The organism is Chitinophagales bacterium (assembly GCA_040877935.1).
Taxonomy (GTDB): domain Bacteria; phylum Bacteroidota; class Bacteroidia; order Chitinophagales; family CAIOSU01; genus JBBDNB01.
Genome location: JBBDNB010000048.1, coordinates 130861 through 146966, shown reverse-complemented (window position 1 = coordinate 146966; position 16106 = coordinate 130861). Strand labels below are relative to the sequence as shown.

At 41.2% G+C, this 16106-nt stretch carries 10 protein-coding genes; 8 read left to right on the top strand and 2 right to left on the bottom strand.

All coding sequences use genetic code 11. From position 1 onward, the window contains the following. Positions 1 to 16: 16 nt before the first annotated feature. The 4 genes from secA to WD048_13705 are packed head-to-tail and all read left to right on the top strand — an operon-like array spanning position 17 to position 5595. On the top strand, positions 17 to 3346 hold the full coding sequence (gene secA / locus WD048_13720) for a preprotein translocase subunit SecA (GenBank protein ID MEX0813272.1): 3330 nt from the start codon (positions 17 to 19) through the stop codon (positions 3344 to 3346). Next, a complete protein-coding gene (gene deoC / locus WD048_13715) occupies positions 3333 to 3998 on the top strand; it encodes a deoxyribose-phosphate aldolase (protein ID MEX0813271.1) in 666 nt (221 codons plus the stop codon). The genes secA and deoC overlap by 14 nt, the downstream gene beginning before the upstream one ends. Next, on the top strand, positions 3995 to 4408 hold the full coding sequence (locus tag WD048_13710) for a hypothetical protein (GenBank protein MEX0813270.1): 414 nt from the start codon (positions 3995 to 3997) through the stop codon (positions 4406 to 4408). Before deoC ends, WD048_13710 begins: the two co-directional genes overlap by 4 nt. Beyond that, on the top strand, positions 4405 to 5595 hold the full coding sequence (locus tag WD048_13705; GenBank protein MEX0813269.1) for a M20 family metallopeptidase: 1191 nt from the start codon (positions 4405 to 4407) through the stop codon (positions 5593 to 5595). Before WD048_13710 ends, WD048_13705 begins: the two co-directional genes overlap by 4 nt. Before the next feature lie 32 nt (positions 5596 to 5627). On the opposite strand, the gene recO is transcribed toward WD048_13705, so the two are convergent. Further along, the gene (gene recO / locus WD048_13700; GenBank protein ID MEX0813268.1) at positions 5628 to 6338 is read right to left on the bottom strand and encodes a DNA repair protein RecO; all 711 of its coding nucleotides are present in this window, start codon (positions 6336 to 6338) and stop codon (positions 5628 to 5630) included. A gap of 6 nt (positions 6339 to 6344) precedes the next feature. Next, the gene (locus WD048_13695) at positions 6345 to 8717 is read right to left on the bottom strand and encodes a two-component regulator propeller domain-containing protein (GenBank protein ID MEX0813267.1); all 2373 of its coding nucleotides are present in this window, start codon (positions 8715 to 8717) and stop codon (positions 6345 to 6347) included. A 167-nt stretch (positions 8718 to 8884) separates the two neighbouring features. Between WD048_13695 and WD048_13690 the strand changes: the two genes are divergently transcribed. From WD048_13690 to WD048_13675, 4 genes are read left to right on the top strand one after another with little or no spacing between them, the layout of a single operon-like run. Continuing rightward, positions 8885 to 11251 carry an MMPL family transporter gene (locus WD048_13690; GenBank protein ID MEX0813266.1) on the top strand — a complete coding sequence of 789 codons (2367 nt, stop codon included), beginning with the start codon at positions 8885 to 8887 and terminating at the stop codon, positions 11249 to 11251. Further along, positions 11232 to 14663 carry an isoleucine--tRNA ligase gene (gene ileS / locus WD048_13685; GenBank protein MEX0813265.1) on the top strand — a complete coding sequence of 1144 codons (3432 nt, stop codon included), beginning with the start codon at positions 11232 to 11234 and terminating at the stop codon, positions 14661 to 14663. The genes WD048_13690 and ileS overlap by 20 nt, the downstream gene beginning before the upstream one ends. A gap of 3 nt (positions 14664 to 14666) precedes the next feature. Next, complete coding sequence (locus tag WD048_13680) at positions 14667 to 15053, top strand: TraR/DksA C4-type zinc finger protein (protein ID MEX0813264.1); 387 nt, start codon at positions 14667 to 14669, stop codon at positions 15051 to 15053. A gap of 7 nt (positions 15054 to 15060) precedes the next feature. Further along, positions 15061 to 15987 (top strand): lipoprotein signal peptidase, encoded by a 927-nt coding sequence (locus WD048_13675; protein MEX0813263.1) that lies wholly within the window; start codon positions 15061 to 15063, stop codon positions 15985 to 15987. The last annotated feature ends 119 nt before the right edge of the window (positions 15988 to 16106 follow it).

The window sequence follows — 16106 nt, the reverse complement described above, 5'->3', positions numbered from 1 at the left end:
TCCCAGTTTATACACTATGTTGAAATTTATAAATAAAGCCGTAGAGAAAATTTTCGGCAATAAATCAGAGAAAGACATCAAATCCATTATGCCTTTGGTGGAGAAAACCAATGAAATTTACAGTGGGCTCTCCAGTATCAGCAATGATGAGTTGAGGAATAAAACCAAGGAATTTCGCCAGCGCATAAGCGAATACGTCAAGGAAACCGATGATGAAATTGATGCCCTGCTCAAAAGCGTGAGCGACAATCCGGATATGGATGTGGACGAGAAAGAAGCCGTTTACGAGCAAGTGGATAAGCTCAAGGAAACGCGCGACAAGCAATTGGAAGAAGTGCTGATGGAAATTCTGCCCGATGCCTTTGCGGTAGTGAAGGAAACCGCCCGCAGATTCAAGGAAAACGAAAAGTTGGAATCTACGGCAACAGAGCTGGACAAAGAACTTTCCACGCTTGGCGATCACATCCAGATCAATGGCGATTCTGTTACTTATTACAACAAATGGTTGGCAGCAGGCACCGAAATCACTTGGGACATGCTGCATTATGATGTTCAGTTGGTCGGTGGAATTGTGCTGCACCAAGGGAAAATCGCGGAGATGGCCACAGGCGAGGGTAAAACCTTGGTGGCAACGCTTCCGGCTTATCTCAATGGCTTGACCGGATTGGGCGTGCACATTGTTACCGTGAATGATTATTTGGCCAGACGTGACTCCGAATGGATGGCGCCCATCTTTAACTTTTTGGGGCTAACCTGCGATTGCATCGACAAATACCAACCGCATTCCGATGGACGGAAAAAAGCTTACAAGTCCGATATTGCCTATGGTACCAACAACGAGTTTGGCTTTGATTATTTGAGGGACAATATGTCTGGACAAACCGAAGAGCTGGTTCAGCAAAAGCTGCATTTCGCTATGGTGGATGAGGTGGATTCGGTTTTAGTTGATGATGCGCGTACGCCATTGATCATTTCCGGCCCCGTTCCAAAAGGCGATCAGCATGAGTTCCACGAATTGAAACCCCGCATCGAAAGATTGGTAGATGTGCAGAAAAAAGCCGTTACCCAGTTTTTGACCGATGCCAAAAGATTGATAAAAGAAGGCAAAACCGGTCCGGAGGAAGGCGAGGGCGGTTTGGCTTTATTGCGTGCCAATAGGGCAATGCCCAAGCACAAGCCCCTGATAAAATTCCTGAGTGAGCAGGGCAATAAGCTCATTATGCAAAAAACGGAAAACCACTACCTGCAAGATCAGGCAAAGAATATGCCCAAGGTAGATCAGGAACTGTATTTTGTAATTGATGAAAAAAACAATTCAGTTGAATTGACCGAAAAAGGCATTGAGCTGATTACCGGAAGTGGTGAAGATCCCAACTTCTTCATTATGCCCGATGTGGGCGGTGAAATTGCCACAATAGAAAAAGCAGAGCTTACTTCAGAAGAAAAAATGGAGCGCAAGGACAAGTTGATGCAGGATTTTGCAGTAAAATCCGAGCGCATTCACTCCATTTCCCAATTGCTGAAAGCCTACACGCTTTTTGAGCACGATGTGGAATATGTGGTAATGGATGGCAAGGTGAAAATTGTGGATGAAAACACAGGCCGTATCATGGAAGGCCGCAGGTATTCCGATGGATTGCACCAGGCCATTGAGGCCAAGGAAAACGTGAAAGTGGAGGCCGCTACACAGACTTTTGCCACGGTTACTTTGCAGAATTTTTTCCGCATGTACCACAAGTTGGCCGGTATGACGGGTACTGCCGAAACAGAAGCAGGGGAGTTTTGGGAAATTTACGAACTCGATGTGGTTGTGATTCCTACCAACAAACCCATTGTTCGGGATGATAAAGACGATATGGTTTATAAGACCAATCGTGAAAAATTCAACGCTATTATCAGTCACACTGAGGAATTGGTAAAAGCGGGAAGACCTGTTTTGGTAGGTACTACTACTGTGGATATTTCTGAATTGCTGAGCAGAATGCTAAAAATGAAAGGCATCAAGCACAAAGTATTGAATGCCAAGCAGCACCAAAGTGAGGCGGATATCGTGGCTGAGGCTGGTCGTCCCGGAGCGGTAACCATTGCCACCAACATGGCTGGTCGTGGTACGGATATTAAAATTGGCAAGGAAGTAAAAGAAGCCGGAGGTTTGGCCATTGTAGGCAGTGAACGCCACGAGTCCCGAAGGGTAGATAGGCAGTTGCGCGGTCGTTCAGGTCGTCAGGGAGATCCGGGTTCATCACAGTTTTTTGTCTCGCTAGAAGACAATTTGATGCGCCTCTTTGGTTCCGACAGGATTGCCAAACTGATGGACAGAATGGGCTACGAGGAAGGCGAAGTGATCCAACATTCCATGGTTTCCAAATCATTGGAGCGGGCGCAGAAAAAAGTAGAGGAAAACAATTTCGGGATTAGGAAGCGCTTGCTGGAATACGATGATATAATGAATGCGCAGCGTGAAGTAGTTTACAAAAAGAGAAAACACGCACTTTTTGGAGAAAGGCTTTCCGTTGATTTGAACAATATGTTCTTTGATTTGGCAGAGGAAGTTGTTGCAAACAATCACGAAGTAGAAGATTACGAAAACTTCAAAATGGATGTGATTCGCAATTTCTCCATGGAGACCAATATTGAGGAGGAGGAGTTTTTAAAGGGAAATATCAATGAACTGACAGAAAAACTCTATGCCCAAGCCCAGGAATTTTACAAAAGAAAAGGCGAAATGCTTTCTAAAACGGCATTTCCGGTATTGAAAAATATTTATGAAAACAGGGGCGAGGTAATCAAGCGAGTGGTCATTCCATTTACCGATGGCAGCAAGGAACTGAATGTGCCCATCGTATTGGATGAAGTGATGGAAAATGAGGGCAAAAACCTGATGCGCGCTTTTGAAAAATCCATAACATTGGCCATTATTGACAATGCATGGAAAGATCACCTGCGCCAAATGGATGAATTGAAACAGTCCGTTCAATCAGCCGTGTACGAGCAAAAAGATCCGCTTTTGATATACAAATTGGAAGCTTTCAATCTGTTCAAGGCTTTGGTGGCCAGAATGAATGCAGAGGTAAGTGCTTTCTTGTTTAAGGGAAATATTCCCGTAAGCGATCCCGATAAAGTGCGGGAGGCGCGTCAACAGAAAACGGACATGTCCAAGATGAAAGCCGGAAGGGACAGCAACAATGCACTCGTAGGAGGCAATTCAAATGCCGGGGGCAATCAGCCACAACAGCAGGAGCAGAAAAAGCCCGAACCGGTAAGAGTGGGAGAAAAAATTGGTAGAAATGATCCTTGTCCCTGCGGAAGCGGGAAGAAATATAAACATTGCCATGGCAAAGCATAATGAAGAAATAGCAAAAAAAATTGAGCATACACTTTTGAAGTCTGATGCTCTGGAAGGTGATATCAAGGCTTTGTGTGAAGAGGCACAAGCAAACAACTTTTTTGGTGTATGTGTGCCTCCCTATTATATTCATAAAGCAAAGCTGTTTTTAGCCAATTCAGATGTCAAAATCATTTCCGTTGTAGGATTTCCTATGGGCTACACATCCACTTCTGCTAAAGTTGAAGAAGTGAAAAAAGCTGTGAATGATGGAGTGGATGAATTGGATATGGTCATCAATATTGCGGCATTGAAAAACAATGATTTCAAATTTTTGCGCAATGATATCGACAGTGTTTTGACGGCTGCACGCTGGAGCAATAAAGTGCTTAAAGTCATTATTGAATCTGCTGCCCTTAGCGATGAGGAAATAGAAAAAGCCTGCGCTTTGTGTGCCGAACTACAAGTAGATTTCGTAAAAACTTCTACAGGATTGCACCCTGCCGGAGGAGCTAGTGAAAAAGCTGTGGCATTGATGCGCGAGCTTTTGCCTAAAAGCATCAAAATAAAAGCTTCCGGAGGCATTAAAGACGCTGCATTTGCAAACAAATTAATTGCTGCCGGTGCTGACAGAATCGGCACTTCTTCCGGGTTGAAAATTATAGGGAAATGAAAATTTTAAAAGGTATTTTGATTTTTGCTTTAGCAATGTGCGCATTTGCCGTTCAAGCTGGCGAAAAAGACAGTGTGAAAGTGGGGAAAATCACATATCATTATCCCGCAAAATTAGACACGCTAATCAAAAACTTTATTATTAATAATAAGCAAAAAGCTGTTTTTTCTGGTTATCGGATTCAATTGATTGCCGGAACAAACAGGCAAGCCATTCTAAATTTCAAATCTGATTTTTACAAAGCATTCCCCGAAAAGCGTTCAACAATGATCTATCAGCAACCCAATTTCAAACTCAGGGAAGGTGCTTACCGCAGCAAGATTGATGCCTACAGGGAGTTGATTCTGATCCAGAGAGAGTTTCCGGATGCTTTTATTATTCAAGACGACATACCTTTGGAGGATTTATGATTGATATCAATGAAATAAAAACGCTTTCAAAAAAAATTTTCCCAGAAGTGCTGGCATTCAGGGAAGACATGCATATGCATCCTGAATTGGCATTTAACGAAAACCGCACTTCCCAAAAAGTCACCGAAAAATTAGACGAGTGGGGAATTCCCTATAAATCTGGTGTGGCCAAAACAGGAATAGTGGCCTACCTGAAAGGCAAAAATCCTGAATCGAGGACCATTGCCCTGCGTGGCGATATGGATGCCTTGCCGATTGAGGAAAAAAATGATGTGCCTTATAAATCGAAAACCAAAGGATTGATGCATGCCTGTGGTCATGATGTGCACACTTCCAGCTTGCTCGGTACGGCCTGGATTTTGAATGAACTAAAGGACGAATGGAGCGGAACCATCAAATTGTTTTTTCAGCCTTCTGAGGAAAAACTGCCCGGTGGTGCTTCCGTGATGATCAAAGAAGGCGTGATGGAAAATCCCAAGGTAGAGCATATTTTTGGGCAGCATGTTTATCCCGAGTTGCCTGCCGGACAAATTGGGATGCGGCCCGGAAGCTATATGGCCTCTGCCGATGAAGTCTATTTGGAAGTAGTCGGCAAGGGCGGACATGGCGCATTGCCGCATTACAATATTGACCCCATCATTGCCACTGCACAGTTTTTGATAACGGTACAGCAGGTAATCAGTAGAAATGCACCGCCCGTTGTTCCCACGGTATTGAGTTTTGGCAAAATAAATTCCGATGGCGGTGCTACCAATGTAATCCCCGAAAAAGTACATGTAGAAGGCACTTTTAGGACTTTTGACGAGGAATGGCGCGAAAAGGCGCATGAGCGTATTCGGGAAGTGGCCAAGGGCATTGAATTGGCAACAGGAGCTACGTTTAATTTAGAAATCAGAAGAGGATACCCCTTTGTATATAATGATGAAGAATTGACCGAAAAGGCCATGCAGTGGGCCAAGGATTTCTGGGGAGCAGAGAATGTACACGAACTGGAAATGCGCATGACAGCCGAAGATTTTGCCTATTTTTCACAAAAAGCACCTGCACTGTTTTACCGCCTGGGCGTGGGCAATCCCGAAAAGGGCATTAGCTATCCCGTACATTCCCCACACTTTGACATCGATAAAAAAGCCCTGGAACAAAGCCCCGGATGGATGGCCTATTTGGCTTTGAAGGATTTGGAGTGAATGGACACGAATGCACTAAAGGGGAAAAACAATCAAGCAAAAACCTGATGCAAAATTAAATGCGAACGAATGGTTCCAAAACCCCCTATTTGCACCCGGTAGTAATTGAGTAGTGCTTCTATCAACTGTGCTCTTTGAGCCGTAGTAATGTTGAAATTTTCGCCATTCATAATTCTGAAAAGCTGCTTGCTTATTTCAGCATTTAGCACGTCATTGCCTTTTACTGAAGAAAATGCTCCTTCTGAAAATTTAAAGTAAGGTGCTACATGCGAATAATTGTCTTTGGGATAAATTCCAAAATGATTGCTCAGGCGAAGCAAAAAGCGGATGTGAAAATTTTTATCGGGCAGTTCAGCTTCATCAAGTTTTAAGAATTGCTGCTCTACAAATTCATAAGCCACAGTGTTCTCCAATTCATCCTCTTCTTTAAGCACTGCATTCAAGACCTCTGTTAAAAACATCAGCATGGCACTTCTGAGCATATTTCCCTGTACGCGATTGTATATATGGTGAAGTCTGCACTCTTTTATGTTTTTCAGGTTTTTCCCGGATTGGAAATAAATGATCATGTCAAGTAAATTCCCCGGATGCCAAATTGCTGCTTTGTTTTTGGCTTTTGAGGAACGTACTCCTTTCAATATAATGGATTGCACGCCTCTTTCCCTGGTAAATACGCGGGCTATAATACTGCTCTCAGAGTATTTGGTGATTCTTAAAACCAATCCGCGGGTTTGCAGCAGCACAGCAGCTTATTTTATGAGGACAAATTTGGCCACAAATTTTTCAGAGCCATCATCATTGGAAGAAAAAACAAGATAAACCCCGGATTTTGCCCTTTGCCCATTTGGGGTTCTGCCGTTCCAAATGGCCTGTCCACCATAGGCACGGGTTTCATAAATCAGTTGGCCACTAACATCCGTGAATTTTACAATAGCATCATCCACCAAACCCTTTACCGCTATTGGTCCGTGATAATCATGCCGCACCGGATTGGGATATACATACACATTGCTGTGTTCTTCACCGCCTTCTGTGGCTTCTCCTTTCAGACTTATAATACCTCTTTCTGTTCCGGCAAATACCTCACCGGTTTTTCCATCTATAGCAATACTTACAATATTGTCAGAGGGCAGTGGACTATTCTCTTCATTAAAATATTCCAGTTGCCGGGTTCCATCAGGAGAAAAAAGCCAGAGACCATTGCTTGTTCCGATCCATTTTCTGTTTCCTCCATCCACAGCAATGGCATTAATAGCCTGATCATCCAAAAGAAACGCGCCCAGCCCATCCTGTTCTACAAATATTTGTTGGGCATCGCAGCCATTTTCAGTCAATGCAGAACTTGCACAATAGAAAACCGCTATTCCCTGCTCAGTTCCCACCCAGATATCTCCATTTTTATCTTTAGCAATGCTGCGCACCTGGTTTGAGGGAAGATTGCCAAGGCCTTCTCCGTTTCTCAATATCCTGTACACATCGTCTGAAGGATCATCAAGTGTGTTGCCATGATTGAGCACTAGAAGTCCCTGCTCATTTGATCTGCGTATTAAAAACCAGACTTGTCCTGCATCGTCAAACACAAAATCAGTAAGAGAATTATTGGCCACTGTAACCGATGGTTTTAATTGCAACCATTCATCATCGGCAGTCAAAATTGTGATTGGAAATTCTGTATCGTATGAGGTCATCCAAAGATTTTCTGAAGCATCAAAATTCAGTTTGTTAATTGCAGTGCGTAAGCTATCTCCTGATCTGGTTTTCAGAATGCTGTTCTCATTATCATACTGCTTAAAGTTTTCCCCGTCAAAATGCATTAGTCCAGCATAAAATGAACCAAAATAAACATCTTCCCTGTTGGGATTTGGATGCATCTTCACTGTCACTATATCTAAAAAACCTTGGAATTCAGGATGGGAAAATTGATTGTAAAAAGACCAGTAGGAGCTTTGGTCTAATTTAAGTGCGCCATCTGCATTGTAATTATAATTAAAAGTACTGCTATAGCCCCCTGTCGCAACCCAGAGTTTACCATTAGCGGCATCCATGTCAAATACTTTTTCTGTATAGGGCGATCTGGGCGATATGCGTTCCGGTTCAATATCATAATCGTCAAAATGCAATAAGGAACGCCCTTTGTCCCCGCCCCATATTTCGCCATTAGAACTCAATATAAGATCACTTGGAAAAGATATAAATCTGCTATTAATATGCAATGAATCTGTTTCAGATTGATATAAAATATATTGACGTTCGACCCCTGTTGTATCACTTTTGGTTTCTAACATTATCAGTTGGTCGCTCATGGAATTTAAAAAACTATACCCTGCATTCGTTCTTTCAACAAGGAGGTTCCAGGAGTTGAGGTTTCCTGAATAAACACTTTTGTCAGTAGCAATTACAAGCTTTTCCTTCCAGTTTTCTAATTCTAAGATATTTATACTATCGCTGCCGGGATAGCTTACCGTTTCCCAGAACTCAAAATTCTGAAGATTGGTATTAACAGGATTTGCACGTTTTAATCCATCAGATGTAGCCGCCCAGTAATAGCCATCAAAAATTGTAAAATCAGAAACAGCAGTTTGTTGTCCGCCTTGCCCAATAATGTATGTTGCCCTGATTAATTCATTGGTTAAGTCCAACACCATTATCCCAAAACTGCACGACATAAAAGCGAGGCTGTCGCTAAAATAAATATTATTTATAATCTTGGTGTTTGCAATTGGCGAACGTTTAAGTGCGGAAATATTTACAATTGTATTTTCTTTCAACAAATCAATATTGCCATTAGAGTAGGAAATAACAAGTGTCTTAGCATCAGTTGAATAATCTATTCTTTGAATTCCCACATCACTCAAGCCATTGACTTTGTTAAAGCGCTGAATTTCTTCGGTTTCGGTATCATAGCTAAACATGGCATTGGGACTGGAAGCATAAACTAAATTTTCCTGTTCAGCAACAGCAATAGACTGAACATTTCCATAAGCAGCATGATAGCGCCATTCTCCAATAGCCAAAGGCTGTGCTTCGAGAGAACCAAGAATACCAATGATCAATAATAAAGTATAAATAGTTTTGAGCAATCTGTTGTACTTTGATTTATAAAACGATTGTTTGCAGCGCATAGTACAGTAATGCTTTTCTTATATTCAATGTTGCGATTTACACCTTCTTATTTTGCTGCTACAATATTACAATCACATTCTTCATTGGCATAAAGCACTGTAAATTGGACTGACAAGGATATAAATATTTATGGTCAAAACCTTAAATTTGCAGCCACTTTCAATCTATGCTTTTAAAATCCTCTAAATTAATCCTTCGATACCGTCTGCCTATCCTGATTGTTATTGGGGTATTCACCTTGTTGATGGGCTACCTGGCCAGGGATTTAGAGATCGATTATAAAATGTCCAAAGTCGTTCCAAAGGATCATCCAAAGTTAATCGATTATCAAAACTTCAGAAAAAAATTTGGTGAAGACGGCAATGTAATCATTGTAGCAGTTGAAAAGAAAAGGTTTTTTGAGCTCGATTTTTATCAAAAATGGGCAGCACTGGGCAATGAACTTTTAGAACTGGATGGCATTGAACAATTCCTTGGTATTAGCAATGCCTATGATTTTGTTAAAAACAAGGAGGAAAAAAAGTTTGAACTGGTTCATATCCCCACTAAAATTCCTGAAACACAGGAAGAAATGAAAGTTCTGGCACAACTTTTAAGAGATCGGCCCTTTTACGATAAATTACTCTTCGATGAAGAAAAAGGCATCACATTCATGGCTCTGACTATGGATGAAGAAAAAATTGATTCTGAAGTGCGGGTTGCCTTTTTTAAAGAGTTCGATGAGATAATCAACAGGTACGAATCTAACAATCATTTAAATTTACACATTTCCGGCCTGCCTTATATCCGCAATCACAAGGTGGAAACCATGAAAGCTGAACTGGTCATTGTACTGGTTTATTCCGTACTGATTTTGATCAGCATCCTCTTTTTCCTTTTTCGCTCAGTTTATGCTGTAATATTCCCTGTGCTGGTAGTTGGTATTGGCGTAATATGGTGTGGCGGACTTTTACACGTCCTTGATTACAAAATTAATGTACTTACCAGCCTGGTACCCAATCTGATCGTTATTATCGGTATCCCAAATTGTGTATATCTGCTGAATAAATATCACCTGGAATTTAAAAAACACGGCAACAAAGCAAGAGCGCTCAGTCGTGTAATCCAGAAAATAGGCTATGTAACTTTTTTTGCCAACCTGACCACTGCCATTGGCTTTGGTGTTTTTGCTTTTTCCGACAGCGGACTGCTTAGAGAATTTGGTATAGTTGCCGGTATCATGATCTCTTCGATCTTCCTGATCTCGCTTATTTGCATTCCTATTATTTTCAGCTACCTGCCCGATCCAATGGAAGGGCAAATGAAACATTTAGACCGAAAAGCACTGGCCGGTATTCTCAAAGCATTGAACGGTATTGCTACACGTCACCGCAAGAAAGTTTATCTAATTGCCGCGCTTGTAATAACCTTTGCCATTTCGGGCAGTCTTTTGCTTCAAACCAGGGGCTTTATCCTGGATGATGTGCCCCATGAAAGTGAGGTTTACAAGGATTTACAATTCGTAGAGAAAAACTTCAAAGGCATTATGCCGCTCGAAATCCTTGTAGATACAAAAAAGCCGAAAGGGGCAATGGATCTTAAATTCCTCAATAAGGTAAATCAGGTTCAAGACAGTCTTTTTGCGCATCAGTGGTTTTCAAAACCCACATCTATAGTTAATGGTCTCAAGTTTTCTACCCAGGCTTATTTTAATGGAAACCCCGCCCATTATCGTTTGCCCAAAGACAACTTCATGACTCCTGAAATGAGCTTCATTATGACTTATCTGAAAAACTCACAGGGCGACAGGGGGCTGGTTAATAATTTTGTTGATTCCACAAAACAAATAGCGCGCATCAGCACAAAAATACCGGATATTGGCAGCGATAAATTGCCCGAGTTGATGCAGACATTAGAGGCTATTTTTGCACCTATTTTCCCTGCTGAAGATTTTGATATTTCATTTACCGGAACAAGTATAGTCGCATATGAAGGCTATCGATATCTGGTCAATGGACTGGTCAATAGTGTCGCTATAGCTTTTGTGCTGATAGCATTTATTATGGCTTATCTTTTCCGTTCGTTCAGAATGTTGATTATTTCACTAATACCCAATATAATCCCCTTGTTTTTTACAGCCGGAATTATGGGCTATTTTGATATTCCGCTAAAACCATCTACTGTATTGGTATTCAGTGTGGCATTTGGTATCTCAGTAGATTTCACCATTCACTTTTTGGCAAAATACAAACAGGAGCTGGCGCGCCACGATTGGAATATTCCAAAAACGGTAGCCGATACCATTCAGGAGACTGGCCCGAGCATGATCTACACTTCACTTATTCTGTTTTTTGGATTTATTACATTTACCGCTTCCAGTTTTGACGGCACCAAATATATGGGGCTATTGGTTTCTATCACATTGGTAGCTTCCTTATTTGCCAATCTTTTACTTTTGCCGTCATTACTGATGTCATTCGATAAGATCAAACGTAAATCAGCAAGAAAGAAAGAACTTAAAAAGCAAAGAAAAAATGGGGTACAAGGAGTTTAAAGGACTCAATTTGCCAGAAATTGATCAATCCATCAGTGAATTCTGGAAGAAGGCAACTGTTTTTGAAAAAAGCATTCAAAACAGGTCTGATGCAGAGAATTTCGTTTTTTACGAAGGGCCACCCTCTGCCAATGGTATGCCGGGCATCCACCATGTGATGGCACGTACCATAAAAGATATTTTTTGCCGCTATAAAACCATGCAAGGCTATAAAGTAGAGCGCAAAGCTGGGTGGGATACGCATGGTCTGCCCGTAGAATTGGGCGTAGAAAAGGAACTGGGCATCACCAAAGAAGACATTGGCAAAAAAGTAAGCGTAGCAGAATACAATCAGAAATGCCGCGAAGCTGTAATGCGCTATACTGATGTGTGGAATGACCTGACCCGAAAAATGGGCTATTGGGTAGATATGGACCATCCCTATGTCACTTATGAAAATGACTACATTGCATCCCTTTGGTATTTACTGAAAAAACTGCACAGCAAAAACCTACTCTACAAAGGCTATACTATTCAACCTTATTCCCCGGCAGCAGGAACTGGGCTAAGCTCGCATGAACTCAACCAACCCGGTTGCTACCGCGATGTAAAAGACACTTCTGTAACTGCACAATTTGAAGTGGAAAGGAATGCGGCATCCAAAAAATTATTTGATACTGAAGATAAAGTCTATTTGCTTGCCTGGACCACCACGCCCTGGACATTGCCTTCAAATGCAGCATTGGCAGTGGGTGAAAAGATAGAATACGTAAAAGTAAAAACCTACAACAAATACAATTTTGAGCCGGTAAGTGTGGTATTGGCAAAAGCACTTTTTTCAACTTATTTTCTCGATGCAGAAAAGCTCGATAAAGAAAATACACCTGTTGATTTTCCTGAGAATAAAAGTTTTGAAGCACTGGGAGAAAACACTTTACAACAAATTGATCAGGCATTTAAAGGCTCGAAAAAACCCGGATTTATAGTCGAGACCTTTACAGGAAAAGATTTGCTTGATATTCAATACAAACAACTGTTTCCCTTTGTAGCTCCTAAAAGCGATGCGTTCAGGGTAATTGCCGGAGATTTTGTGACAACAGATGACGGTACCGGAATTGTGCACATTGCCCCCACTTTTGGTGCAGATGATGCACGAGTTGGTAAAATTGCAGGAATTGCAGGAATCACAGTTACCCGTGGCAAAGCAGAGGTGCCACTGGTAAATAGACAAGGCAAATTCGTAGAGGAAATGGGCGAATTTGCAGGTAGATATGTAAAACAAGAATACCTCACAGACAGCGAACTTCAAGCTGAAATGAAAGCACAAGATGTTGAAGATGAAAAAAAGCTGAAAAATACCGATGTACTGCTTTCCATCTGGCTCAAAGAACAGCACAAAGCTTTTCATGTAGAAAAATACGAGCACAGCTATCCGCATTGCTGGCGTACCGATAAACCTGTATTGTATTATCCGCTTGACAGTTGGTTTATTAAAACAACAGCTATAAAAGATCGGCTTATTGAGCTGAACAAAACCATCAACTGGAAACCGGAAAGTACCGGCACCGGTCGCTTTGGAAATTGGCTGGAAAACCTGCAAGACTGGAACCTTTCCCGCTCCCGCTACTGGGGCACTCCTCTACCTATCTGGCGTACGGAAGACGGTGAGGAAGAAATTTGCATTGGTTCAATAGAAGAATTGGAAAAAGAAATAGAGAAATCCATTGAGGCCGGTTTTATGAAAGAAAACTTGCCAAAAGATTTTGACCTGCACAAGCCTTTTGTAGATGATATTATTTTAGTTTCTCCTTCGGGCAGAAAAATGACCCGAGAAGCCGACTTGATAGATGTTTGGTTCGATTCAGGAGCTATGCCCTTTGCGCAATGGCACAGTAAATCGGAAGACAACCCACAATTCAAAGCCAATTTTCCGGCAGATTTTATAGCCGAAGGTGTGGATCAGACGAGGGGTTGGTTTTTTACTTTACATGCCATTGGCACCATGTGTTTTGATTCTGTAGCCTATAAAAATGTGATTTCCAATGGCCTGCTTTTAGACAAAAACGGCCAGAAAATGTCCAAACGCCTGGGCAATGCGGTAGACCCTTTTAAAACCATTACAAAATATGGTGCAGATGCCACGCGCTGGTACATTATTTCCAATGCAAAACCCTGGGAAAATTTGCGCTTTAATACCGAGGGTATAAAAGAAGTACAGCGCAAATTTTTTGGCACCCTTTACAATACCTACAGCTTTTTTGCCCTCTATGCCAATATTGATGGTTTTGAATACAAAGAGGATGAAATTCCCCTGGAAAAGCGTCCTGAAATTGATTGTTGGATTTTGTCCGCATTGCATACACTTATTGAAGAAGTGCAAAAAGCTTATGATGATTACGAACCCACAAATGCAGCACGTGCCATTCAATATTTTGTAGATGAGCATTTGAGCAATTGGTATGTGCGCCTTTGCAGAAGAAGGTTCTGGAAAGGGGAATATTCCGAAGATAAAATCGCGGCATATCAGACACTTTATACCTGTTTGAATACACTTTCGGGCTTAATTGCTCCTGTAGCTCCATTTTTTGCAGATTTTCTGTTTAAAAACTTAAACCAAACTACTGCAAAAGAAAATGAAATTTCTGTTCACCTAAGTAATTTTCCGAAAAGCGATGCCAATATTATAGATACTGATTTGGAACAGCGCATGTTCCTGGCACAAAAAGCTTCCTCGCTGATACTTTCATTGCGCAAGAGGGAAAATATAAAAGTGCGTCAACCGCTCAACAAGGTATTGATTCCGGTTGCTGATAAAGCAGAAATGCAGCGCTTTCAAAAAGTAGAAGACCTTATACTTTCAGAAGTGAATGTAAAAGAGGTCGAGTATGTTGAAAATACCCGTGGAATTGTGACCAAAAACATCAAGCCCAATTTCAAATTACTGGGCAAAAAACTGGGGCCAAAAATGAAAGCGGTGAGCCAGGCATTAGCGGCTTTTTCGCAAGAAGATATATCAAAAATAGAACAAGAAGGTTTTACTCGACTAGATATTGATGGCGAAGAAATTGATCTAAAGAGGGGAGAAGTGGAAATTACTTCGGAAGATATTCCCGGATGGCTGGTTGCCTCTGACGAAGGTGTTACAGTGGCTTTAGACATCAATCTAACTGATGATTTGGTGGATGAAGGACATGCCCGGGAATTTGTGAATAAAATTCAAAATTTGCGGAAAGATCTAAAATTTGAGGTAACAGACAGAATAAATATTACATTAGATGGGCAAACAGAAATCAAGTCTGCACTAATTCGATTTAAGGAGTATATTTGCACCGAAGTTTTGGCAGAAAACCTGTCGGAAAATTCAGAAATAAAAAACGGAACTACTATTGATGTAAATGGGGTTCCTGTAATTGTTGAAATATCAAAAAATTAAGAAATGGCTGATAAAGAAAAAACACGCTATTCAGACGCTGAATTGGCTGAATTTAAAGAACTTATAGAGCAAAAGATTGAATCTGCAAGAAAAGAATTGAAATTTTTGCAAGACCAGATCAATACTTCCTCGGAATCATCCATAGGAGGTGATTTTAAATTTGGTGGAGTTGAAGATGGTGCTGCCACACAGGAAAAAGAATACCTGAACCAAATGGCTGCAAGGCAAATGAAATTTGTTGACCATTTGGAAAAAGCACTGGAGCGCATTGCCAATAAAACCTATGGAATTTGTCGTGAAACCGGTAAGCTGATTTCCAAGGAAAGACTAAAAGCTGTACCACATGCTACTTTGAGCATTGAAGCTAAAAATGCTCAGAATAAAAACTAGCAAAGCATTGAAACAATACCTCAAACCGGTAACTTTAATTCTGGCTATAGTACTGATTGATCAGGTTATTAAAATCTGGATCAAAACCAATATGTACCTCGGTCAGGAGTTTGTGCTATTTGGTGAATGGGCCAAGATACATTTCACCGAAAACAAAGGCATGGCTTTCGGAATGAGTTTTGGCGATGGAACAGGTAAACTCCTATTGAGCCTTTTTCGTATAGTTGCCGTAACACTTATTGGCTTTTACCTCTATACACTTATTCGCGACAAAATCCACAAAGGATTGGTTTACAGCATTGCATTGGTTTTGGCAGGAGCAATAGGCAATATCATCGACAGTGTATTTTACGGTGTTGTCTTTTCTGACAGCATCAACAGGGTAGCGGAATTTTTACCAGCTGGTGGTGGCTATTCCGATTACTTTCACGGCAAAGTTGTAGATATGTTCTACTTCCCTATATTACAGGGATATGCACCAGATTGGGTGCCTTTTCTTGGTGGTGAATATTATATTTTCTTCCGGCCGGTTTTTAATTTTGCAGATGCAGCAATTACAGTAGGGGTCTTTATCATCATTGTTTTTCAAAAGTCCTTTTTTGCTGAGGATGAGAGCGAAAAAGAAAAAAAGAAACTAAAAGAAAAAGCAGCAATGGAAAAAACAGCAGTCACTATTCAGATCAGTGGAAAAGTGCAGGGCGTATTTTTTCGCAAATCAACCCAGGATAAAGCAACAGAACTGGGATTAAAAGGCTATGTTCAGAACCTGGAAGGCGGTACAGTATTTATTGAAGCTTTGGGATTAAAAACAGAAATTGATCAGTTGATAGAGTGGTGCAAACAAGGGCCGGAAAATGCCGAAGTGGAAAATGTGACTATAGAAAATCTGGATAAAGCTTCTGAAGATTTCAGCAATTTCGAAATTCGTCACTAAAATGAAACGAACATGAATTTTTTTAATCAAAAACTTCACACATGAGGATGACTAAAATAAATTCATGTGAGAGCGAAGCGGTTCCCCGCCTGTCCCAGTTCGGGCAGGCATGTGTGCAA

Coding starts and splice junctions, on each gene's coding strand:
- ileS (MEX0813265.1), top strand. CDS start 11,232: ATGGGGTACAAGGAGTTTAAAGGACTCAATTTGCCAGAAATTGATCAA.
- WD048_13680 (MEX0813264.1), top strand. CDS start 14,667: ATGGCTGATAAAGAAAAAACACGCTATTCAGACGCTGAATTGGCTGAA.
- WD048_13695 (MEX0813267.1), bottom strand. CDS start 8,717: ATGCGCTGCAAACAATCGTTTTATAAATCAAAGTACAACAGATTGCTC.
- deoC (MEX0813271.1), top strand. CDS start 3,333: ATGGCAAAGCATAATGAAGAAATAGCAAAAAAAATTGAGCATACACTT.
- WD048_13710 (MEX0813270.1), top strand. CDS start 3,995: ATGAAAATTTTAAAAGGTATTTTGATTTTTGCTTTAGCAATGTGCGCA.
- WD048_13690 (MEX0813266.1), top strand. CDS start 8,885: ATGCTTTTAAAATCCTCTAAATTAATCCTTCGATACCGTCTGCCTATC.
- WD048_13705 (MEX0813269.1), top strand. CDS start 4,405: ATGATTGATATCAATGAAATAAAAACGCTTTCAAAAAAAATTTTCCCA.
- secA (MEX0813272.1), top strand. CDS start 17: ATGTTGAAATTTATAAATAAAGCCGTAGAGAAAATTTTCGGCAATAAA.